This is a genomic window from Streptomyces sp. NPDC030893, from assembly GCF_055571535.1.
Genome location: NZ_JBVIFC010000005.1, coordinates 386,123 through 405,125 on the forward strand (window position 1 = coordinate 386,123; position 19,003 = coordinate 405,125).

The 19,003-nt window shown below is 72.3% G+C and carries 18 protein-coding genes and 1 tRNA gene; 9 read left to right on the plus strand and 10 right to left on the minus strand.

All coding sequences use genetic code 11. The features are described from left to right. Positions 1-59: 59 nt before the first annotated feature. Genes ACZ434_RS13820 through ACZ434_RS13840 form a run of 5 tightly spaced genes read right to left on the minus strand, consistent with a single transcriptional unit; the run spans position 60 to position 5,019 of the window. Positions 60-1,079, minus strand: coding sequence for a Gfo/Idh/MocA family protein (locus tag ACZ434_RS13820; protein WP_468455181.1), 1,020 nt, complete (start codon positions 1,077-1,079; stop codon positions 60-62). 26 nt (positions 1,080-1,105) lie between these two features. Then, positions 1,106-2,008, minus strand: coding sequence for a sugar phosphate isomerase/epimerase family protein (locus ACZ434_RS13825; protein WP_468455183.1), 903 nt, complete (start codon positions 2,006-2,008; stop codon positions 1,106-1,108). Between the two features lies 1 nt (position 2,009). Further along, positions 2,010-2,918, minus strand: coding sequence for an ATP-binding cassette domain-containing protein (locus tag ACZ434_RS13830; RefSeq protein ID WP_468455185.1), 909 nt, complete (start codon positions 2,916-2,918; stop codon positions 2,010-2,012). A 5-nt stretch (positions 2,919-2,923) separates the two neighbouring features. Beyond that, on the minus strand, positions 2,924-4,000 hold the full coding sequence (locus tag ACZ434_RS13835) for an ABC transporter permease (RefSeq protein WP_468455187.1): 1,077 nt from the start codon (positions 3,998-4,000) through the stop codon (positions 2,924-2,926). After that, positions 4,000-5,019 (minus strand): sugar ABC transporter substrate-binding protein, encoded by a 1,020-nt coding sequence (locus tag ACZ434_RS13840; RefSeq protein ID WP_468455189.1) that lies wholly within the window; start codon positions 5,017-5,019, stop codon positions 4,000-4,002. Before ACZ434_RS13840 ends, ACZ434_RS13835 begins: the two co-directional genes overlap by 1 nt. A gap of 318 nt (positions 5,020-5,337) precedes the next feature. Between ACZ434_RS13840 and iolC the strand changes: the two genes are divergently transcribed. The 5 genes from iolC to ACZ434_RS13865 are packed head-to-tail and all read left to right on the plus strand — an operon-like array spanning position 5,338 to position 10,836. Then, complete coding sequence (gene iolC / locus ACZ434_RS13845) at positions 5,338-6,330, plus strand: 5-dehydro-2-deoxygluconokinase (protein ID WP_468455191.1); 993 nt, start codon at positions 5,338-5,340, stop codon at positions 6,328-6,330. A 13-nt stretch (positions 6,331-6,343) separates the two neighbouring features. Next, positions 6,344-7,219, plus strand: a complete 876-nt coding sequence (locus ACZ434_RS13850) for a Cgl0159 family (beta/alpha)8-fold protein (RefSeq protein ID WP_468455193.1) — start codon at positions 6,344-6,346, stop codon at positions 7,217-7,219. A gap of 28 nt (positions 7,220-7,247) precedes the next feature. Continuing rightward, positions 7,248-8,141, plus strand: coding sequence for a 5-deoxy-glucuronate isomerase (gene iolB / locus ACZ434_RS13855; protein ID WP_468455195.1), 894 nt, complete (start codon positions 7,248-7,250; stop codon positions 8,139-8,141). Then, positions 8,138-10,009 carry a 3D-(3,5/4)-trihydroxycyclohexane-1,2-dione acylhydrolase (decyclizing) gene (gene iolD / locus ACZ434_RS13860; protein ID WP_468455197.1) on the plus strand — a complete coding sequence of 624 codons (1,872 nt, stop codon included), beginning with the start codon at positions 8,138-8,140 and terminating at the stop codon, positions 10,007-10,009. Before iolB ends, iolD begins: the two co-directional genes overlap by 4 nt. A 41-nt stretch (positions 10,010-10,050) precedes the next feature. Then, positions 10,051-10,836, plus strand: coding sequence for a GntR family transcriptional regulator (locus tag ACZ434_RS13865; protein WP_468455199.1), 786 nt, complete (start codon positions 10,051-10,053; stop codon positions 10,834-10,836). 16 nt (positions 10,837-10,852) lie between these two features. Here the strand turns inward: ACZ434_RS13865 and ACZ434_RS13870 are convergent, their stop codons facing one another. Then, entirely contained in the window at positions 10,853-11,833 is a 981-nt protein-coding gene (locus ACZ434_RS13870; RefSeq protein ID WP_468455201.1) for an aldo/keto reductase, read from the minus strand. A gap of 208 nt (positions 11,834-12,041) precedes the next feature. Here ACZ434_RS13870 and ACZ434_RS13875 point away from each other — a divergent pair, with 208 nt between their 5' ends. Beyond that, complete coding sequence (locus tag ACZ434_RS13875) at positions 12,042-12,986, plus strand: endonuclease/exonuclease/phosphatase family protein (RefSeq protein ID WP_468455317.1); 945 nt, start codon at positions 12,042-12,044, stop codon at positions 12,984-12,986. On the opposite strand, the gene ACZ434_RS13880 is transcribed toward ACZ434_RS13875, so the two are convergent. Then, positions 12,973-13,647, minus strand: coding sequence for an NUDIX domain-containing protein (locus ACZ434_RS13880; RefSeq protein WP_468455203.1), 675 nt, complete (start codon positions 13,645-13,647; stop codon positions 12,973-12,975). The two genes, ACZ434_RS13875 and ACZ434_RS13880, sit on opposite strands and share 14 nt — an antisense overlap. Before the next feature lie 138 nt (positions 13,648-13,785). Continuing rightward, positions 13,786-13,859: transfer RNA gene (locus ACZ434_RS13885), tRNA-Pro, on the minus strand. Positions 13,860-13,958: 99 nt separating this feature from the next. Here ACZ434_RS13885 and ACZ434_RS13890 point away from each other — a divergent pair. The 3 genes from ACZ434_RS13890 to ACZ434_RS13900 all read left to right on the plus strand — a co-directional run bounded on the left by ACZ434_RS13890 (position 13,959) and on the right by ACZ434_RS13900 (position 16,869). After that, on the plus strand, positions 13,959-14,486 hold the full coding sequence (locus ACZ434_RS13890; protein WP_468455205.1) for a DUF309 domain-containing protein: 528 nt from the start codon (positions 13,959-13,961) through the stop codon (positions 14,484-14,486). A gap of 69 nt (positions 14,487-14,555) precedes the next feature. Further along, positions 14,556-15,329, plus strand: a complete 774-nt coding sequence (cobF, locus tag ACZ434_RS13895) for a precorrin-6A synthase (deacetylating) (protein WP_468455207.1) — start codon at positions 14,556-14,558, stop codon at positions 15,327-15,329. Between the two features lie 106 nt (positions 15,330-15,435). After that, complete coding sequence (locus ACZ434_RS13900; protein ID WP_468455209.1) at positions 15,436-16,869, plus strand: diacylglycerol/lipid kinase family protein; 1,434 nt, start codon at positions 15,436-15,438, stop codon at positions 16,867-16,869. Here the strand turns inward: ACZ434_RS13900 and ACZ434_RS13905 are convergent. Together ACZ434_RS13905 and ACZ434_RS13910 are read right to left on the minus strand one after the other, a co-directional pair. Further along, entirely contained in the window at positions 16,855-17,628 is a 774-nt protein-coding gene (locus ACZ434_RS13905; protein WP_468455211.1) for a sulfite exporter TauE/SafE family protein, read from the minus strand. The two genes, ACZ434_RS13900 and ACZ434_RS13905, sit on opposite strands and share 15 nt — an antisense overlap. Before the next feature lie 76 nt (positions 17,629-17,704). Continuing rightward, positions 17,705-18,892: a thiolase family protein gene (locus tag ACZ434_RS13910; RefSeq protein WP_468455213.1), complete on the minus strand. Its 1,188-nt coding sequence runs from the start codon at positions 18,890-18,892 to the stop codon at positions 17,705-17,707. Positions 18,893-19,003 lie beyond the last annotated feature (111 nt).

The following is a 19,003-nucleotide window of genomic DNA, read 5'->3' on the forward strand; positions in this document are numbered from 1 at the left end:
ACGGCGCGGCGCTCGCACGTGTACGGCCGCTCCCCGAGGGGGCGGCCGTACACGTGGGGTCACCGGTACAGCGGTGGTTTCTCCGCCAGGTCGACCTCCACCCGGCCGCCCTCCTCCAGGGCGCGGACGCCGGCCTCGCAGACGGCCGCCGCGGCGTAGCCGTCCCAGGTGCTGGGGCCGGTGATCTCCCCGCGGCGGGTGGTGTCGACCCAGGTCTGGATCTCGTCGTCGTAGGCCTGGGCGAAGCGGTCGGTCCAGTCCTGGGCGATGGTGCCGCCCCAGCGGCCGGCCGTGTGGGTGACCAGGTCGTGGCCGTCGCCGATGCGGGCGGTGCCGCGTTCGCACACCACTTCGGCCTGGACCTGGTAGCCGAAGCCGCAGTTGACGAAGATCTCGACGTCGGAGAGGGCTCCGCCGTCGGTCTCCAGGACGACGAACTGCGGGTCGCGCAGTCCTTCGGGGGCGCCGGCGGACGGGGCCGGGCGCAGCACCGTCACGGCGGTGATCTCGTGGCCGAGCAGCCACCGGGTGGCGTCGACTTCGTGGGCGACCGAGTCGGTGATGAGCATCGCGCTGGTGAAGAAGGGCGGGCTCGCCACGTTGCGGTGGCGGTTGTGCAGCATCAGGGGGCGGCCCAGCCGGCCGGTGGACAGCAGGGCCTTGAGCTTCACGTACTCGCTGTCGTAGCGGCGCATGAAGCCGACCTGCACCCGGCGGTGGCCGAGGGCCAGTTCGGCCTCCATGACGCGCAGGGCGGAGGCCGCGTCGGGGGTGAGCGGCTTCTCGCACAGGACGGGCAGGTCGTGCTCGAACGCGGTGAGCAGGGCGGCCTCGTGGGCCGGTCCGGAGCTGGCGATCAGCACGGCGTCGACGTCGGCCGCCGCCATCGCGGCGGCCGCGTCGGTGTGGGCGGTGCAGCCGTCGATGCCCGCGGCGACGGCCTCGGCCCGTCCGGCGTCGACGTCGACGACGGCGGTGACCCGTGCGCCGCTGATGACCCGGTCGATCCTGCGTACGTGGTCCGTGCCCATGCGGCCGGTGCCGATGACGGCGATGCCCAGTGGCTCGCGCCGGTTCATCACTTCTCGCCTTCCCGTCCGGGTCGTCAGGCGCCGCAGGAGCGGAGGAACTTGCGGGTGCGTTCGGCGATGGGGAAGGGCTTGTCGGGCTCGCAGGGGTACATGTCCTGCTCGACGATGGCGAACAGGTCCACGTCGAGCTTCTGGGCGGCGGTGAGCACCGGGCCGAGTTCGGGGACGCCGGCGGGCGGTTCGCACATCACTCCGCGCTGGACCGCGGGCCCGAACGGCACTTGGTCCCTGACGACCTCGGCGAGGATCTCCGGGTCGACCTGCTTGAGGTGCAGGTAGCCGATGCGTTCGCCGTAGGTCTCGATCAGCTTGACGCTGTCGCCGCCGCAGTAGGCGTAATGTCCGGTGTCCAGGCAGAGGCCGACCAGGGAGGAGTCGGTCGAGTCGAGGAAGCGCTCGACGTGCTCCTCGGTGTCGATGTGGGTGTCGGCGTGCGGGTGGACGACGATGTCGAGCCCGTAGGTGTCCTTCACCTCGCGGCCGAGGCGTTCCATGCCGCGGGTGAGGTGGCCCCACTGTTCGGTGGTGAGCTCCGGGGGTTCGAGGATCTCGGCGGTCTTGTCGTCGCGCCAGAAGGACGGGATGACGACGAGGTGCCGCGCGTCCATGTCCCGGGTGAGGGCGGCGACGCGGCTGACCTGTTCCCAGGTGGACTCCCACTCGGAGGGGCCGCGGTGCAGTCCGCAGAAGATGGTGCCGGCGGAGACCCTCAGGCCCCGCCGGTTCACCTCGTCGGTGAGTCGGGCCGCGTCGGTCGGGAGGTAGCCGTAGGGGCCGAGTTCGATCCAGGAGTAGCCGGCCTCGGCGACCTCGTCGAGGAAGCGCTGCCAGGGCACCTGCTGCGGGTCGTCGGGGAACCAGACGCCCCAGGAGTCGGGGGCGGAACCGACCCGGATGCGGTCGAGCGCGACTGCCATGTCAGGACTTTCCTTCCGGAGTTGCTGCGGGGGCCTGGAGGGCGTCCTCCTCGGGAAGCTCCTCGGTGTCGACTCCGCGCACCTGTGCCAGTTCGTGCTTGAGGGCGGCCAGTTCGGCGCCGCCGGCCATGTGGTTGGTCAGCTCCTCGAGGGTGACCTCGCTGCGGTCGGCGCTGAGTTCCATGGTGCCCAGGCGCAGCACGCTGAAGTGGTCGCCGACCATGTAGGCGTGGTGCGGGTTGTGGGTGATGAAGATGACGCCGAGGCCGCGGTCGCGGGCCATGGCGATGTACTTGAGGACGACGCCGGACTGCTTGACGCCGAGGGCGGCGGTCGGCTCGTCGAGGATGAGGACGCGGGCGCCGAAGTAGACGGCGCGGGCGATGGCGACGCACTGGCGCTGGCCGCCGGAGAGGGTGCCGATGGGCTGTTCCAGGTCGTCCAGGACGATGCCCATGTTGCGCAGTTCCTCGTCGGCCGTCTTCTTCATCCGGTCGATGTCGAGGCGGCGCAGGGGCCAGGGGCCCTTGGTCATCTCGGAGCCGAGGAAGAAGTTCCGCCAGACGGGCATCAGCGGGACGACCGCGAGGTCCTGGTAGACGGTGGCGATGCCCTTGGCGAGGGCCTCGCGCGGGGTGGAGAAGCGCACCTGGGTGCCGTCGACGAGGAACTCGCCCTCGGTGTGCTGGTGCAGCCCGGAAATGATCTTGATCAGGGTGGATTTGCCGGCGCCGTTGTCGCCGAGGACACAGCTCACCCTGCCGGGACGGACGCCGAGGTCGACGCCGTGCAGGGCGCGGATGTTGCCGTATGCCTTGCCCGCGCCGCGCAGTTCCACCAGGGGGCGGTCGCCGTCCGGCGGGGTGTCCTTCAGGACGGCGCCGTCGGCGGAGGTCGTCTTGTCGGTCATTGCGGTCACCTCCGGGTCGCCGTGCGCTGGACCCACAGATTGATGAGGACGGCGCCGAGGAGCATCACGCCGAGGAAGGCCTTGAACCAGTCGGGGTTCCAGCCGGCGTAGACGATGCCCTGCTGCACCATGCCGAACATGAAGGCGCCGAAGACCGGGCCGATCGCGGAGCCGTAGCCGCCGGTCAGCAGGCAGCCGCCGATGACCGCCGCGGCGATGTAGATGAGCTCCTGGCCCACGCCCTCGCCGGACTGCACGGTGTTGAAGGAGAACAGGTTGTGCATGCCGACGAACCAGGCGCCGAAGCCGACCAGCATGAACAGCGAGATCTTGGTGAAGGTGACGGGGACACCGACCGCGCGGGCGCTGTCCTTGTTGCCGCCGACCGCGAAGATCCAGTTGCCGTACTTGGTGCGCAGCAGGACCCAGGTGGCCAGGGCCGCGAAGACCAGCCACCACACGACGGTGATCTTCACCTGGACGCCGGCGATCTCGAAGCTGGAGGCGAAGAGGGCCTTGGCCTGGTCGAAGCCGTCCATGTCGCTGATGTTGTCGGTGGCGACGTTGCCGGTGACGAGCTTGGTCACCGCGAGATTGACGCCCTGCAGGATCAGGAAGGTGCCGAGGGTGACCAGGAAGCTCGGCAGTCCGGTCTTGACCAGCATCCAGCCGTTGAACAGGCCGACGGCGAGGGACACCACGAGGGCGACGATCACGCCCACCCAGACGTTCAGGGTGAGCTGGTAGCTGAGCATGCTCGCGGTCAGTGCCGAGGTGACGACGGCGACACCGGCCGAGAGGTCGAACTCGCCGCCGATCATCAGCAGGGCCACGGGCAGTGCCATGATCCCGATGGTCGACGACTGGTACAGGATGTTCGCCATCGAGCTGCCGTCCCGCACCGGCGGGGCGGCGAACAGGAAGAACACCAGCACGGCCACGGCGCCGAGGAACACGCCGACCTCGGGCCGGGCGAGCATCCGCAGCGCCAGCGGGCGCCGCACGGTGCGGCCGTCGCTCTGCCGGGGGCCGGGAGCCGGCGGCGGGGTCACCGCCGGCTCAGCCTGTTGTGCCATGCTCATCACCGAGTGCCCTTCGCGGCGAACTCGGAGACCGCGTCGACGTTGGACTTGTCGACGAACGCCGGGCCGGTCAGGACCGGCTGCTCACCGCCGCCGCTGTAGTTGCCGTTGTTCTTGTAGAGCCACAGGCCGTCGATGGCGAGGTAGCCCTGGAGGTAGGGCTGCTGGTCCACGGCGAACTCGATGGAACCGTCCTGGATGGCCTTGGTCAGTTCCTTGTTGAGGTCGAACGTGGCGACCTTCGCCTTGCTGCCGGCGTCGCCCACCGACTGCACCGCGGTCGGCGCGAACGGCGCGCCGAGGGTGAGGACGTAGTCGATGGCGGAGTCCTGCTCGAGCTTGGCGGTGATGGTCGACTTCACCGACGGCATGTCGGTGCCGTTGACGTTGACGACCTGGGTCTCGCCCTCGAAGGTCTTCTTCACGCCGTCGCAGCGCTGGGTCAGGCCGACGTTGCCCTGCTCGTGGACGACGCAGAGGGCGTTCTTGGCGCCGACCTCGTTGAGCTTCTTGCCGAAGGCCTCGCCCGCGACGGACTCGTCCTGGCCGAAGAACTCCAGCAGGCCGAGCTCCTTCCAGTCGCTCAGTCCGGAGTTGAGTCCGACGACGGGTATGCCGGCCGCCTCGGCCTTGTCGATGACGGCCTTGAGGGCGTCGGGCTTGGCGAGGGTGACGGCTATCCCGTCGACCTTCTGGTCGATGGCGTTCTGCACCAGGTTGGCCTGGTTGCCCGCGTTCGGGTCGGCGGAGTAGATGAGGTCGACGTTGTCCTTGGCGGCCGCGGCCTCGGCGCCCTTGCGGACGATGTCCCAGAAGGTGTCGCCGGGCGCCTGGTGGGTGACGAGGGCGACCTTCATACGGGGCGTGGAGGCCTTGCCCGCCGAGGCGCCGTCTCCGCCTTCCTCGGACTTCTTGCCTCCGGAACCGCTGGAACAGCCGGCGAGGGCCAGGGCGGCTGCCGCCGCGACCGCGACGAACGGCGCGATTCTGCGGGAGCGGGTGTGAGAAGAGCGGTCCATCTGTCCTGCACCTCACTGTGCTACGCGGGGAAAGGGCGGGGGTCCGAGGATCCGGTGGCCCGGAGCCTCGGGAGTCCGGGTGTGTGCCGTGGCACACGGCTGTCGTGCTGGGACGCGATCCAATCCCCAGATACGGCCGGTGTCAATACTTTGTTAAGACATCAGTTCACGCGCTCGTCCGAATGTAAGTACAAACTATTGACACCGCCGCCCTCGGAGACCTACACCTGAGAGGCGACAGGTCCCTGGAATCCACGTCCCCACCGTGGCAGGGCGCCCTGGGACCCGCATCCTCAAGCGCTTCAGGAGCATCGCGTCATGGCCGACTCACCACAGTATTTCGACCTGGTCACCATGGGTCGCATCGGGGTCGATCTTTACCCCCTGCAGACCGGTGTGCCGCTGTCGCGCGTGGAGACATTCGGGAAGTTCCTGGGCGGTTCGGCCGCGAACGTCGCGGTCGCGGCCGCCCGGCTGGGCCGCTCCGCGGCGGTGATCACCCGCACGGGGGCGGACCCCTTCGGCACGTACCTGCACGAGGCGCTGAAGGACTTCGGCGTGGACGACCGCTGGGTCACCCCGGTGGCCGCGTATCCCACCCCCGTCACGTTCTGCGAGATCTTCCCGCCGGACGACTTCCCGCTCCACTTCTACCGCCGCCCCAAGGCCCCGGACCTGGAGATCCACACCCATGAGCTGGACCTGCCCGCCGTCCGCGCGGCGGGCATCTTCTGGATCACCGGCACGGGGCTGAGCGAGGAACCGAGCCGGTCGGCCACGCTCGACGCCCTCGCGGCCAGGGACGGGGCCGGCACGACCGTTTTCGACCTGGACTGGCGCCCCATGTTCTGGCGGGACCCGGACCAGGCACGTCCGTACTACCGCGAGGCACTGCGCCACGCGACGGTCGCGGTCGGCAACCTCGACGAGTGCGAGGTCGCCACCGGCCTGCGCGAGCCGGAGGCCTGCGCCGAGGCGCTGCTGGCGGCCGGCGTGGAGCTGGCCGTGGTCAAGCAGGGCCCGAGGGGTGTGCTCGCCGTGCACCGGGACGGCACCCGGGCCGAGGTGCCCCCGGTGCCGGTCGAGGTGGTCAACGGTCTCGGCGCGGGCGACGCCTTCGGCGGCTCGCTCTGCCACGGTCTGCTCTCCGGCTGGGACCTGGAGCGGACCATGCGCCACGCCAACGCCGCCGGTGCCCTCGTCGCCTCGCGCCTCGCCTGTTCGTCCGCCATGCCGACCGGGCCGGAGGTGGCGGACCTCCTCGCGCGGGCCGCGTCGCCGGACGCGGCGGGCCTGCCGAGCCAGTCCTGAACGGAGCCCTTCCTTGAATCTCAGCATCACCGACCTCACCACGGTCCGTGCCCGGAATCCGGAGGCCGTCGCCGAGGCGGCCGCCCGCCGGGCCCGCCGTCCGCTGATCGGCGACAGCGGCCGGCTGATGATCGTGGCCGCCGACCACCCCGCGCGGGGGGCGCTCGGCATCGGCGACCGGCGCCTGGCCATGGCGGACCGCGCCGATCTGCTGGAACGTCTCTGCGTCGCACTGTCCCGGCCGGGTGTGGACGGGGTGCTGGCCACCGCCGACATCCTCGAGGACCTGCTGCTGCTCGGGGCGCTGGAGCACAAGGTCGTCATGGGCTCGATGAACCGCGGCGGTCTGGCGGGCGCGTCCTTCGAGATGGACGACCGCTTCACCGGTCACCGCGCCGAGGACATCGCCCGGCTCGGTTTCGACGCCGGCAAGCTGCTCGTCCGGATCGACTACGACGACCCCGGCTCACTGACCACCCTGGAGTCCTCCGCCCGCGCCGTCGACGCCATGGCCGAGCGCCGGCTGCCGGTGTTCGTGGAGCCGTTCATCTCCCGCCGGGTGGACGGCCGGGTCCGCAACGACCTGTCCGCCGAGGCCGTCACCCGCTCCATCGCCATCGCCTCGGGGCTGGGCGGCACCTCCGCCTACACCTGGCTGAAACTGCCGGTCACCGACGACGTCGCCGACATGGCGGAGGTGCTGCGCACCTCGACGCTGCCGGTGGTGCTGCTCGGCGGGGAGGTCGGCGACCAGGAGGCGGCGTACGAGCGGTGGGGCAAGGCGCTGCGGCTGCCCACCGTGCAGGGGATGGTCGTCGGCCGTTCGCTGCTCTACCCGGCCGGCGGCAGCGTGGAGCAGGCCGTCGACACGGCCGTCGGCCTGTTGTGAGAAGCCCGTACGACAACGGAGGCATCGCATGACGCATCACCTTCCCGCGGGCAAGGCCCTCGCCGGCCCCTACGTGGTCGACGTGACCCCGGAATCCGCCGGGTGGGGTTACTCGAGTCTGCGCGTCCTGGAGCTGGCGCCGGGCGGCACCCACACCTTCGACGCCGGCGACAGCGAGTGGATCGTGCTGCCGCTGAGCGGCGGCTGCACGGTTGCCGTGGACGACGACTTCGGCCACGACACCTTCGAACTCACCGGCCGTACCAGCGTGTTCGACGGCGTGACCGACTTCGCCTACGTCCCGCGCGACGCCCGCGCGAGCGTGACCTCCGCCGGCGGCGGCCGGTTCGCGCTCACCGGCGCCCGCTGCACCCGCCGCCTGCCCGCCCGTCACGGTCCCGCCTCCGGCGTGCCCGTCGAACTGCGCGGCACCGGGAACTGCTCACGGCAGGTCAACAACTTCGGCGCGGCGGGCACGTTCGAGTGCGACAAGCTCATCGCCGTGGAGGTGCTCACCCCGGGCGGCAACTGGTCGTCCTTCCCCCCGCACAAGCACGACGAGCACCGGCCGGGCGAGGAGTCCGTGCTGGAGGAGATCTACTACTTCGAGTTCGCCGGCCACGACGGCACCCCCGGCCTCGGCTACCAGCGGGTCTCCCCCTCCGGCCCGGGGCGCGACACGGACGTGCTGGCGGAGGTGCGCGACGGCGACGTCGTCCTCATCCCGGACGGCTGGCACGGGCCGTCCATGGCCGTGCCCGGCCACCACATGTACTACCTCAACGTCATGGCGGGCCCCGAGGAGGAGCGCGCCTGGCTGATCTGCGACCACCCCGACCACGCCTGGATCCGCGGTACGTGGGCGGACGCGCCGGTCGACCCCCGACTCCCCCTCTACACCGCACCGGAGAGGTCCGCATGAGCGCCACCACCCGCCGACTGACGACCGCCCAGGCACTGGTGCGGTTCCTGTCCGCCCAGTACACCGAACGGGACGGCGTGCGCCGCCGGCTGATCGCGGGCACCTGGGGCATCTTCGGTCACGGCAACGTGGCCGGCGTCGGGCAGGCGCTCGTCGAGTACGCCGACGTCATGCCGTACCACCAGGGCCGCAACGAACAGGCGATGGTGCACGCGGCGGTCGGATACGCCCGCCAGCTGAACCGGCTCTCCGCGCAGGCGGTGACGACCTCCATCGGCCCCGGCGCGACCAACCTGGTCACCGGCGCGGCCCTCGCCACCGTCAACCGGCTGCCGGTACTCCTGCTGCCGGGCGACTACTTCGCCTCGCGCGCCGCCGACCCGCTGCTCCAGCAGCTGGAACACCCGGTCGAGGCCGATGTGTCGGTCAACGACACGCTCCGGCCGGTGTCGCGGTACTTCGACCGCGTCACCCGCCCCGAGGCACTGATCGCGTCCGCGCTGAACGCGATGCGGGTGCTCGCCGACCCGGCCGAGACCGGCGCCGTCACCCTCGCCCTGCCGCAGGACGTGCAGGCCGAGGCGTACGACTGGCCGGAGGAGTTCTTCGCCGAGCGCGTCTGGTCCGTACGCCGTCCGGTCCCGGACCCGGTGGAGCTGACGGCGGCCGCGCAGGCCGTACGGGCGGCGCGGCGGCCGCTGATCGTCGCGGGCGGCGGTGTCCACCACAGTGAGGCCGAGGAGGCGCTGCGGGCGCTGGTGGACGCCACCGGCATCCCCGTCGCCTCCACCCAGGCCGGCAAGGGCTCCCTGCGCCACGACCACCCCGCCGACCTCGGCGGCATCGGCCACACCGGCACGGAGGTGAGCGACGAACTCGCCCGCACCGCCGACCTGGTGATCGGGGTCGGCACCCGCTACACCGACTTCACCACCGCCTCCGGCACCCTCTTCCGGAACCCGGACGTGCGCTTCCTCAATCTCAACATCACCGGCTTCGACGCCCACAAGCTGGCGGCGCGCACCTTGGTCTGCGACGCGCGGGCGGGTCTCGAACTGCTCGCCGGGGCGCTGGCCGGGCACCGTGTGGCACCGTCGTACGAGGCGGAGTACCGCGCGGGCAAGGAACGCTGGGAGCGGGTCGTCGAGGACGCCTACCGGGCCGACGACGAGAACGCGGTACCGACGCAGACGCAGGTGCTGGGCGCCCTGGACGCGGTCGTCGGCGACGAGGACGTGGTGATCAACGCGGCCGGTTCGCTCCCCGGCGACCTGCACAAGCTGTGGCGCGCGCGCAGCCCCCGCCAGTACCACCTGGAGTACGGCTACTCCTGCATGGGGTACGAGATCCCGGCCGCGCTGGGGGTCCAGCAGGCCGCCCCGGGCACCCCGGTGTGGGCGCTGGTCGGCGACGGCACGTATCTGATGGGGCCGACGGAGATCGTCACGGCCGTCCAGGAGGGCCTGCCGGTCACCATGGTCCTCATCCAGAACCACGGGTACGCCTCCATCGGCGGGCTGTCCGAGGAGACCGGCGGCGAACGCTTCGGCACCGCCTACCGCCACCGGGCCGCCGACGGGACCTTCACCGGCGCCCCGCTCCCCGTCGACCTCGCCGCGAACGCGGCCAGCCTCGGTATGGACGTCCTGCGCGCCAAGACGGTGCGGGAACTGCGCGACGCGCTGGCCGAGGCCCGTGCCTCGGACCGTCCGACCTGCGTCTACGTCGAGACCGACCCGGCCGCCACCGCTCCCCCGGCCCAGGCCTGGTGGGACGTGCCGGTGGCCGAGGTGGCGACCCGCGAGGCCGCCTCCCGGGCCCGCGAACGGTACGACGCGCAGGTCGCCGGACGCCGCCGCCACCTGTGAACCCGCCGCACCGTCCGCGCTCCTACAGGGAGGTACGTTCCATGGCGAAGACCGGTGACCGCGCACGTGCGGCGGCCGAACCCGCGCTGAGCACCCTGGACTTCGCCCTGGACCGGGGCAGTCCGGTGCCGCTGTACCACCAGCTCGCCCAGCAGCTGGAGGCGGCCATCGGGCGGGGGGTCCTCGCCCCGGGCGACCTCCTGGGCAACGAGGTGGACCTCTCGGTGCGCCTCGGCCTGTCCCGGCCCACCGTGCGCCAGGCGATCCAGTCCCTTGTCGACAAAGGGCTTCTGGTCCGGCGGCGCGGGGTGGGCACCCAGGTGGTGCACAGCCAGGTCAGGCGCCCGCTGGAGCTGACCAGCCTCTACGACGACCTGGAGGCGGCCGGCCAGGTGCCGACCACGCTGGTGGTCCGCAGCGAGACGGTCCCGGCTTCCCCCGGCGTGGCCGCGGCGCTGGGCCTGGCGGAGGGCGCCGAGGTCGTCCTCCTGGAGCGCCTGCGCCGCACCCACGGCCGGCCGGTCGCCCTGCTGTGCAACTATCTGCCGTCGGGCCTGCTGGACCTGGACGGCGTCCGGCTGGAGACGACCGGCCTGTACAGGATGATGCGCTCGGCCGGCATCACCCTGCACAGCGCCCGCCAGACCGTCGGCGCCCGCTCGGCCACCGCGCAGGAGGCCGCGCGCCTGGACGAGAAGGAGGGGGCCGCACTGCTCACCATGCAGCGCACGGCCTACGACGACACGGGCCGCCCTGTGGAGTTCGGAACCCACATCTACCGCGCGTCCGGGTACTCGTTCGACTTCCAGCTGCTGGTGAGACCGTGAGGCGCGGGGCGCCGGGTCAGTGCGCCGCGTCCATCCGGGCGCGCTGCTCCGGCGAGAGTTCCAGGTCCACCGCCGCCAGGTTCTCCTCCAGTTGAGCCGGTGAGGAGACGCCGGCCAGCGGGAGGACCGGCAGCTCGTGGCCGAACTGCCAGGCCAGCACCACCTGGCCCGGGGTCGCGCCGGTCTCCCGGGCGACCTCGTGCAGCACCGCGAGGCGGGCGGGGGTGCCCGGGTGGTCGTAGTCGTGGGGCAGCCGTTCGGGGTGGGTGTAGGCGCCCTTCAGCAGCGGCGAGTAGGCGACCAGGGTCAGTGCGGGCTCGGCGCGCAGGTAGCCGGCCAGTTCCGCGCCGGCGTGGCCGAGGCTGCCGTCGGGGAAGAGGTCCTCGGGGACGTCGGAGCGGGGGCGCAGATAGCTGTGCTGGTACTGCAGCACCTCGTAGCCGGGCAGTCCGGCAGCGGCGGCGATCGCACGGGCCCGCTCCACCCGCCACACGGCCTGGTTGCTCGCCCCGAGCAGTCCCACGCTGCCGTCGGCGACCAGGGCGCCGAAGGCCTCGACCGTCTCCCGCTGCGGGACGGTGTGGTCGTCGATGTGCGCGTACAGCAGGTCGAGCCGCTCCAGCCCGAGCCTCTCGCGGCTGCGTTCGGACGACTCCCGGATCACCTTCGCGGACAGGCCCTCGGCGTTGTCGATGTAGGTCGTGCCGGGAGCGAGGGGCCGTGCGCCGAGCTTGGTCGCGAAGACGATCTCGTCGCCGACGCCGCGGCTGCGCCGCCAGCGGCCGAGCAGTTCCTCGCTCTGCCCGCCCTGGCCGCCGTCGGTCCAGAAGGCGTAGTTGTCGGACGTGTCGATGAAGTTCCCGCCGGCTTCGGCGTAGCGGTCGAGCAGGGCGAAGGCGGTCTTCTCGTCGGTCACCGATCCGAACAGCATCGCGCCGAGCGCGAGGACGCTCACACGGCGGCTGTCGGGGCCGGTGCCGATGGTGCGGTACTTCATGGCGGATACCTCCCGTCCGCACCCCGTTGTCGGGGTACGGAAAGGGAGTCTTCCCGCTGGAGCGCACTCCAGGTCAAGCGCCGGAACCGTCCCGGACGCCCCCGGTCGGAAACTGATCCACCCGGCGGTTCGTCCTGACCAGGGAGACGAGCGGACGGGGAGTCGGGTGGAGCGGGAGGGCGGCGGTGTGACGCCGGCGGAGAAGACGATGGTGTCCTGGAGCCGGGAGGTGTGGACGCGGGGGCGTGCGATCGCAGCGTGCGCGGTGCTGACGGGCGGGCTGCTGGCGTTCCACGGGGCGGTGCCCAACTCGCCGGGGCGGCTGGGCAGTCTGCTGGAAGCCTTCCTGCCGTGGCTCGGTCTGGTGGTCGTCCCGCTGTTCGGTCTGGCCCTGCTGCGCCGTTCGGCCGTCGCCCTGCTGGCCCTGCTGCTGCCCACGGCGGCCTGGACGCACCTCTTCGGCGGGCTGCTGCTGCCCGGGGCGCCGTCCGGACCGCGCGCCCTGGTGGTGGTGCAGCACAACGTGAGCGACGAGAACACCGACCCGGCGGGCACGGCCCGGGCCCTGGCCGCCGCCGGGCCCGACCTCATCGCGCTCCAGGAGCTGGTGCCCGCCGCGCTGCCGGTCTACGAGGAGACCCTCGCCGCCGGCTATCCGTACCACGCGGTGCGGGGCACCGTCGGACTGTGGTCGAAGCATCCGCTCACCGGCGCCCGGACCCTGGACATCAGGCCCCGGGACATCACGGAGCCCTGGAGCCGTGGCCTGCGGACCGTGGTGCGCACGCCGTACGGCGAGATCGCGGCGTACGTGGCGCACCTGCCGTCGATCCGTCTCGGGGCGGGTGGCCTCGCCTCCTCCCGGCGGGACGAGAGCGCCGGTCTGCTGGGCCGGGCCGTGGCCGCCGAGCGGCTGGAGCGGGTGATCCTGCTGGGCGACCTCAACGGCACGGTCGACGACCGGGGGCTGGAGCCGCTGACCTCACGGCTGGGCGTGGCGCGGCGGGGTTTCGCCCTCAGTTTCCCCGCCTCCCTGCCGCTGGCCCGGATCGACCAGGTGATGGCCCGCTCGGCGACCGTCGACCACATCCGTGCCCTGCCCGCCACCGGCAGCGACCATCTGCCGGTGGCGGCCCGGATCACCCTGCGCTGATGCCGGCGAAGGGGCCCTCCAGGGCGGCCCATTGCAGGAGCATGATCGTCTTGGCGTCGTTGATCCCGCCGGTGCGGATCATGTCCAGTGCCCGGCGGAAGGGCAGTTCGACGATCTCGATGTCCTCGCCCTCGTCGTCGAGGCCCCCGCCCTCGTGGGTGCGGGTCGAGGGGCCGTACGCGGCGGCGTAGAAGCTGACGCGTTCGGTGACCGAGCCGGGGCTCATGTAGACGTCGAAGACGTGCTGGACGGGGCCGATGGTGTGGCCGGTCTCCTCCACCACCTCGCGGCGCACGGCGACCTCCGGGTGCTCGTCCTCGTCGTCGAGCAGACCGCCCGGTGTCTCGATCAGCAGGCCGTCGGGGTGGCCGTTGACGTAGACGGGGAAGCGGAACTGGCGGGTGAGCAGCACGGTTTCGCGTTCGGCGTCGTAGAGGAGCATGGTGGCGCCGTTGCCGCGGTCGTGGGTCTCGCGTTCCTGGGTGCTCCAGGTGCCGTCGGCGTGCTGGTAGTCGAAGGTCGTGGTGCGCTCGACGTACCAGTGACTGGACAGCAGTCTCACGTCCCGGACCTTCACGCGCGGGTTGCCGGTGAGGTCACGACCGGCACGGTCGAGTCCGGTGCGGCCCCGGCGGTCCGGGGTGTCGATACCGGCGGTCATCGGCGGGCCGGCGGCTGGGAGGGCGGGTGCACAGTGTTCATGCCCGCTTCTACCACGGTCCCGGCCACGTGGAGGCGGGACAGGTGAAGGGCCGTACCGAAGTATCCGGTACGGCCCGACGACCTGCTGCTTCGCAAGTCGGGACGACAGGATTTGAACCTGCGACCCCTTGACCCCCAGTCAAGTGCGCTACCAAGCTGCGCCACGTCCCGATGCGTTCGCGCGGGGTGACCCGCGTGATCGCGCGAACAGCACTTTACCCCACGTCCCGGGCCCGGCCGAAGCGGGCCGGGACTTGGGACAATCGGCGTATGGGCAGCATGGACAGCACGTCGACGGGCCGGACGGCCGCCGCGCGGGACCGGGACAGTGAGGGGCGGGCGCGCAACGCGCGGCCCCGGGACGGGCTCGGGCGGCCCCTGCCGTACGGGGCGCGGGGCGTGCCCCGGCAGCCGGAGGGGGTGGTGCGACCGCCCGCGGAGAGTGTCGCGGAGGCGCAGCGGCTGCTGGACGAGGGGAAGCCGTTCCACGCGCACGAGGTGTTCGAGGACGCCTGGAAGTCGGGGCCGGAGGAGGAGCGGGAGCTGTGGCGGGGGCTGGCCCAGCTCGCGGTGGGGCTCACGCATGCCGCGCGGGGGAACGTCACGGGCGGGGCGCGGCTGCTGCGGCGCGGGGCCGGTGCGGCGGAGGCGTGGGCCGCGGGGGCGGAATGCCGGCCGCACGGGATCGATCTGCCCGGTGTGATCGCCTGGGCCCGGGAGCTGGCGGCGGAGGTCGAGCGGGGCGGTGGTCCCGTGGACGCCGGGGCCAGGGCGCCGCGGCTGCGGGGGGCCTCCTGACGGCTCGCTCCTGACGGAGGGGCCGGGTGCGGTGTACGCGCTGTCAGTGCCGTGCGGCACACTCGGGGCGTGCGAGAGATTCATGTCATCGGTATCGGCGCGGGCGACCCCGACCAGCTGACCCTGCAGGCGGTCAAGGCGCTGCGGAGCACGGACGTGTTCTTCATCCTGGACAAGGGGGAGGCGAAGGCGGACCTGACCCGGCTGCGCCGGGACATGCTCGAGGCGCACGTACCGGAGGGTGCCTACCGCGTCGTCGAGGCGCGTGACCCGGAGCGGGACCGGGCGGCCGACGGCTCGGCGTACTCCCCCGCCGTCGGGGACTGGCGCAGCGCCCGCGCGGGCATCTACGAGCGGCTGATCGCGCGGGAGCTCGGCGAGGACGAGACCGGCGCGTTCCTGGTGTGGGGTGATCCCTCGCTGTACGACAGCACGCTCGGGATTCTCGAAGAGGTCCTGGAGCGCGGGGCCGTCTCCTTCACCTATGACGTGATACCGGGCATCAGCAGCGTGTCCGCGCTCGTGGCCCGGCACCGGACGGGGCTCAACCGCGTCGCCCGCCCGGTCCAGATCACCACCGGCCGCCGACTCTCCGAGGGCTTCCCGGAAGGGGTGGACGACGTGGTGGTGATGCTCGACGCCCACCAGTCCTTCCGTGCGTACGCGGACCAGGACGTCGACATCTACTGGGGCGCCTACATCGGCACGCCGGACGAGATCCTCGTCTCCGGGCCCCTCGCCGAGGCCGCGCCCCGCATCGAGCGGCTGCGCGCGGAGGCCCGGGAGCGCAAGGGCTGGATCATGGACACGTATCTGCTGCGCCGCCGGCCGTCCGAGGGCTGAGCGGCCGGGGCGCGGTGTGCGGGCCGGCCCGGGCCCCGGTGATCACCGTCCGGCCGCACTCACGTGCGTACACGGCCTACGATGACGCCGGGCGACTGGAGGAGTCATGGCCGTGGACTGGAGCGAGCGGGGCTATCACGCCCAGCGTTGGGCGGCGCGGGGGGCGCTGGCCGCCGCCGCGCTCGCGGTGGCGACCCCCTTGGTCTACGGCGGGTTGCGCGGTCTGCTGCTGCTGGTGTGCGGGGTCGCGGGACTGGCGCTGAGCGCGGCCGCCGTCTGGTGGACGCTGACCCTGCGGGGCCCCCTGCGGTGGGTGTCCGCGCTGATCGCCGTGTGCGTCCCGGCCGGTCTGCTCGCCCTGTTCGCCGTGACGCTGTTCTGGGCGCTGCTGGTGTCCCTGGCCCTGTGGGGTCTGGCGGTGTGGAGCGGCAGGTTCGCGCTGCGCGGCACGGGCGTCGGGCACACCCACGTACGGGAGCGGCGGCTGCCGCCGCCCCGGAAACCGGTGCTGATCATGAACCCCCGGTCGGGCGGCGGCAAGGTGGGCCGGTTCCGGCTGCGGGAGAAGGCCGAGCGGCTGGGCGCACGGGTGGTGCTCCTGGAACCCGGCAAGCAGCACGACGTCACCGCGCTGGCCCGGGCGGCGGTCGCCGACGGGGCGGATCTGCTGGGCGCCGCCGGGGGCGACGGCACGCAGGCGCTGGTCGCGGCCGTGGCCGCCGAGCACAACATCCCGTTCCTGGTCATCAGCGCCGGGACGCGCAACCACTTCGCCCTGGATCTCGGCCTGGACCGCGGGAACCCGGCCGCCTGTCTCGACGCGCTCACCGACGGCGTGGAACTCCGGGTCGACCTGGGGTTCGCCGGTGAGCAGCCGTTCGTGAACAACGCGTCCTTCGGCGCGTACGCGGCGATCGTGCAGAGCCCCGCCTACCGGGACGACAAGATCGGCACCAGCCTGGAGATGCTGCCGGACCTGCTCACCGGTCAGCAGGGGCCGCGGCTGGTGGCCCGCGCGGGGGACACGACGCTCACCGCTCCGCAGGCCGTGCTGGTCAGCAACAACCCGTACCGCACGGGCGACCCGTTCGGGCTCGGCCGGCGTGAACGGCTCGACTCGGCCGTGCTGGGCGTCCTCGGGGTCAAGCTGGAGGGTGCCGTCGGTGCCGCCGCCCTGCTGCTGAACCCGGAACCGAGCGGGCTCACCGTCCTGACCGCCCCCGACGTCGTCATCGAGGCGGACCGCGACGAGATCGAGGCCGGCGTCGACGGGGAGGCCATGGTGCTGCCGGCCCCCGTCCGCTGCCGCATCGCTCCGGGCGCGCTCCGCGTCCGGGTCCCGCGCAGGCGGCCCGGTGTCACATCGGCCCCGCCCCGGATGGACTGGCGGCGGCTGCGCAAGCTCGCGGCGACGGTCGGCCGTACCGCGGCGCCGAGCCGGCTCCACCGTCCGTTCCACGGCGTACCGTCCGAACCCGGCCGGGCGGCCGATCCGCGCGAGGAGGCGCGGCCGGGCGGCTCGCGCTCAGGTGAGCAGTAGCTGGAGACCGCCCACCACGGTCGCGGCGATCACGATCTGCTCGAAGAGTCGCTGGTTGATCCTGTTCACGGCCCACTTGCCGAGCAGCGCGCCGGGCACCACGAACAGCACGAGCGCGGCGTCGAGCAGCAGCGAGTCGGCGTCGATGAGTCCGAGCCCGGCGCTGAACGGCAGCTTGGAGGTGTTGACGATCAAAAAGAAGAACGCCGAGGTGCCCAGGAAGCCCAGCTTGCGGAAGCCGGCGGAGAGCAGGTACAGCGACATCACCGGGCCGCCCGCGTTGGCGACCATGGTGGTGAAGCCGCCGAGGACGCCGTAGGAGCGGGCCTTGGCGCGGCCGGCCCGGGTGGTGACCCGGTCGGGGTCGTCCCCGGCGTCGGCCCGGCGGCGCCGCCACACCGTCACCCCGGCCATCAGCAGCAGGATCGCTCCGATCGAGGTCCGTACGATCCCGTCGTCCGCCCACATCAGGAAGACGGTGCCGGCGACGACGCCCGCGGCGACCGCCGGGAACAGCCGCCACAGCGTGGGCCAGTGGGCGTGCCGGCGGTAGACGAGGACGGCGAGTACGTCCCCGGCGATGAGGATGGGCAGCAGGACGCCGGTGGATTCCCGGGCGGGCAGGACGGCGGCGAAGACGGCCAGGCTGACGGTGTTGGCCCCGCTGACGGCCGTCTTGGAGAAGCCGACGAGCAGGGCGGCGAAGGCGAGCGCGGCGAATTCCCAGCCGTTCAGGTGCCAGAGGGTCATGGTGTTCATTGCGGGAAGCGATGCTATGCGCACGCAACGAACACACGTAAGGACCGTCTCACCCGATGGCCCCGTCAGGGGGTGGTCAGTGCCGTTCGACCAGCACCGCGCTGCCCTGTCCGACGCCCACGCACATGGTCGCCAGACCGCGTCCGGCGCCGGTGCGGCGCATGCGGTGCAGCAGTGTGGTGAGGATGCGGGCGCCGGAGCAGCCCAGCGGGTGGCCGAGGGCGATCGCGCCGCCGCTGGGGTTGACCAGGCCGGGGTCGATGCCCAGCTGGTCCACGCAGGCGAGCGCCTGGGCGGCGAACGCCTCGTTGAACTCGGCTTCCTGGAGGTCGCCGATGGTCCAGCCGGCGCGGTCGAGCGCCTTGCGCGTGGCGGGGACGGGGCCGATGCCCATGACGTCCGGGTGGACGCCCGCGGAGGCGCCGGCGACATAGCGGCCGAGCGACTCCAGCCCCAGGTCGTTCAGGGCCTCCTCGCTGACCAGGATCAGGCCGGCCGCGCCGTCGTTCATCGGGGAGGCGTTGCCCGCGGTGACCGAACCGCCGGGCCGGAAGACGGGCCCCAGCCGGGCCAGCTTCTCGGGCGAGGTGTCCTCACGGATGCACTCGTCGGCGTCGACGACGACCCCGTCGGGGCGGGTCACGGGCAGGAGTTCGTCGTCGAAGTGGCCGTTCTTCCGGGCGTCGGCGGCGCGCCGGTGGCTGCGCAGGGCGAACTCGTCCTGGCGTTCGCGCCCGACGCCGTACCGGGCGGCGACCTCCTCGGCCGTCTCCCCCATGGCGAGCAGGCCGTGCAGCTCCTTCATCGCGGGGTTGACCAGCCGCCAGCCCAGACGGGTGTCGGCGGTCTCCATGCGGTGCGGGAGGGCCTCGTCGGGGCGGGGCAGGACGAAGGGGGCGCGGCTCATCGACTCGGAGCCGCCGGCGATCACGATGTCGGCCTCGCCGGCCGCGATGGTGCGGGCGGCGGTGGTGACCGCCTCGAGTCCGGAGGCGCACAGCCGGTTGACCGTGGCGCCGGGGACGGACTCGGGGAGCCCGGCGAGGAGGGCGGCCATGCGGGCGACGTTGCGGTTGTCCTCGCCCGCCTGGTTGGCGGCACCCCAGTAGACGTCGTCGACGCGGGCCGGGTCCAGGGCGGGCACCTCGGCGACCAGGCCGCGGATCACGGCGGCGGCGAGGTCGTCGGGGCGCACCGTGGAGAGGGCTCCGCGCAGTTTGCCGATGGGGGTGCGGCGGGCGGCCGCGAAGTGGACGGGACGCACGACAGGACTCCTGACCCGCGCCGGTCGTGCTGCCGTGACCGGCGAGACTCCTCGTGATTAGCACTGCTAGTTTTCGACTATAGACCGGCGTGCGGTCCGCTGGGAAGATCC

What these genes read in the sequence shown, in the direction of transcription:
- ACZ434_RS13820 (WP_468455181.1), bottom strand. Translation starts at nt 1,079, where the DNA reads ATGAACCGGCGCGAGCCACTGGGCATCGCCGTCATCGGCACCGGCCGC.
- ACZ434_RS13825 (WP_468455183.1), bottom strand. Translation starts at nt 2,008, where the DNA reads ATGGCAGTCGCGCTCGACCGCATCCGGGTCGGTTCCGCCCCCGACTCC.
- ACZ434_RS13830 (WP_468455185.1), bottom strand. Translation starts at nt 2,918, where the DNA reads ATGACCGACAAGACGACCTCCGCCGACGGCGCCGTCCTGAAGGACACC.
- ACZ434_RS13835 (WP_468455187.1), bottom strand. Translation starts at nt 4,000, where the DNA reads ATGAGCATGGCACAACAGGCTGAGCCGGCGGTGACCCCGCCGCCGGCT.
- ACZ434_RS13840 (WP_468455189.1), bottom strand. Translation starts at nt 5,019, where the DNA reads ATGGACCGCTCTTCTCACACCCGCTCCCGCAGAATCGCGCCGTTCGTC.
- iolC (WP_468455191.1), top strand. Translation starts at nt 5,338, where the DNA reads ATGGCCGACTCACCACAGTATTTCGACCTGGTCACCATGGGTCGCATC.
- iolB (WP_468455195.1), top strand. Translation starts at nt 7,248, where the DNA reads ATGACGCATCACCTTCCCGCGGGCAAGGCCCTCGCCGGCCCCTACGTG.
- iolD (WP_468455197.1), top strand. Translation starts at nt 8,138, where the DNA reads ATGAGCGCCACCACCCGCCGACTGACGACCGCCCAGGCACTGGTGCGG.
- ACZ434_RS13865 (WP_468455199.1), top strand. Translation starts at nt 10,051, where the DNA reads ATGGCGAAGACCGGTGACCGCGCACGTGCGGCGGCCGAACCCGCGCTG.
- ACZ434_RS13870 (WP_468455201.1), bottom strand. Translation starts at nt 11,833, where the DNA reads ATGAAGTACCGCACCATCGGCACCGGCCCCGACAGCCGCCGTGTGAGC.
- ACZ434_RS13875 (WP_468455317.1), top strand. Translation starts at nt 12,042, where the DNA reads ATGGTGTCCTGGAGCCGGGAGGTGTGGACGCGGGGGCGTGCGATCGCA.
- ACZ434_RS13880 (WP_468455203.1), bottom strand. Translation starts at nt 13,647, where the DNA reads ATGACCGCCGGTATCGACACCCCGGACCGCCGGGGCCGCACCGGACTC.
- ACZ434_RS13890 (WP_468455205.1), top strand. Translation starts at nt 13,959, where the DNA reads ATGGGCAGCATGGACAGCACGTCGACGGGCCGGACGGCCGCCGCGCGG.
- ACZ434_RS13900 (WP_468455209.1), top strand. Translation starts at nt 15,436, where the DNA reads ATGGCCGTGGACTGGAGCGAGCGGGGCTATCACGCCCAGCGTTGGGCG.
- ACZ434_RS13905 (WP_468455211.1), bottom strand. Translation starts at nt 17,628, where the DNA reads ATGAACACCATGACCCTCTGGCACCTGAACGGCTGGGAATTCGCCGCG.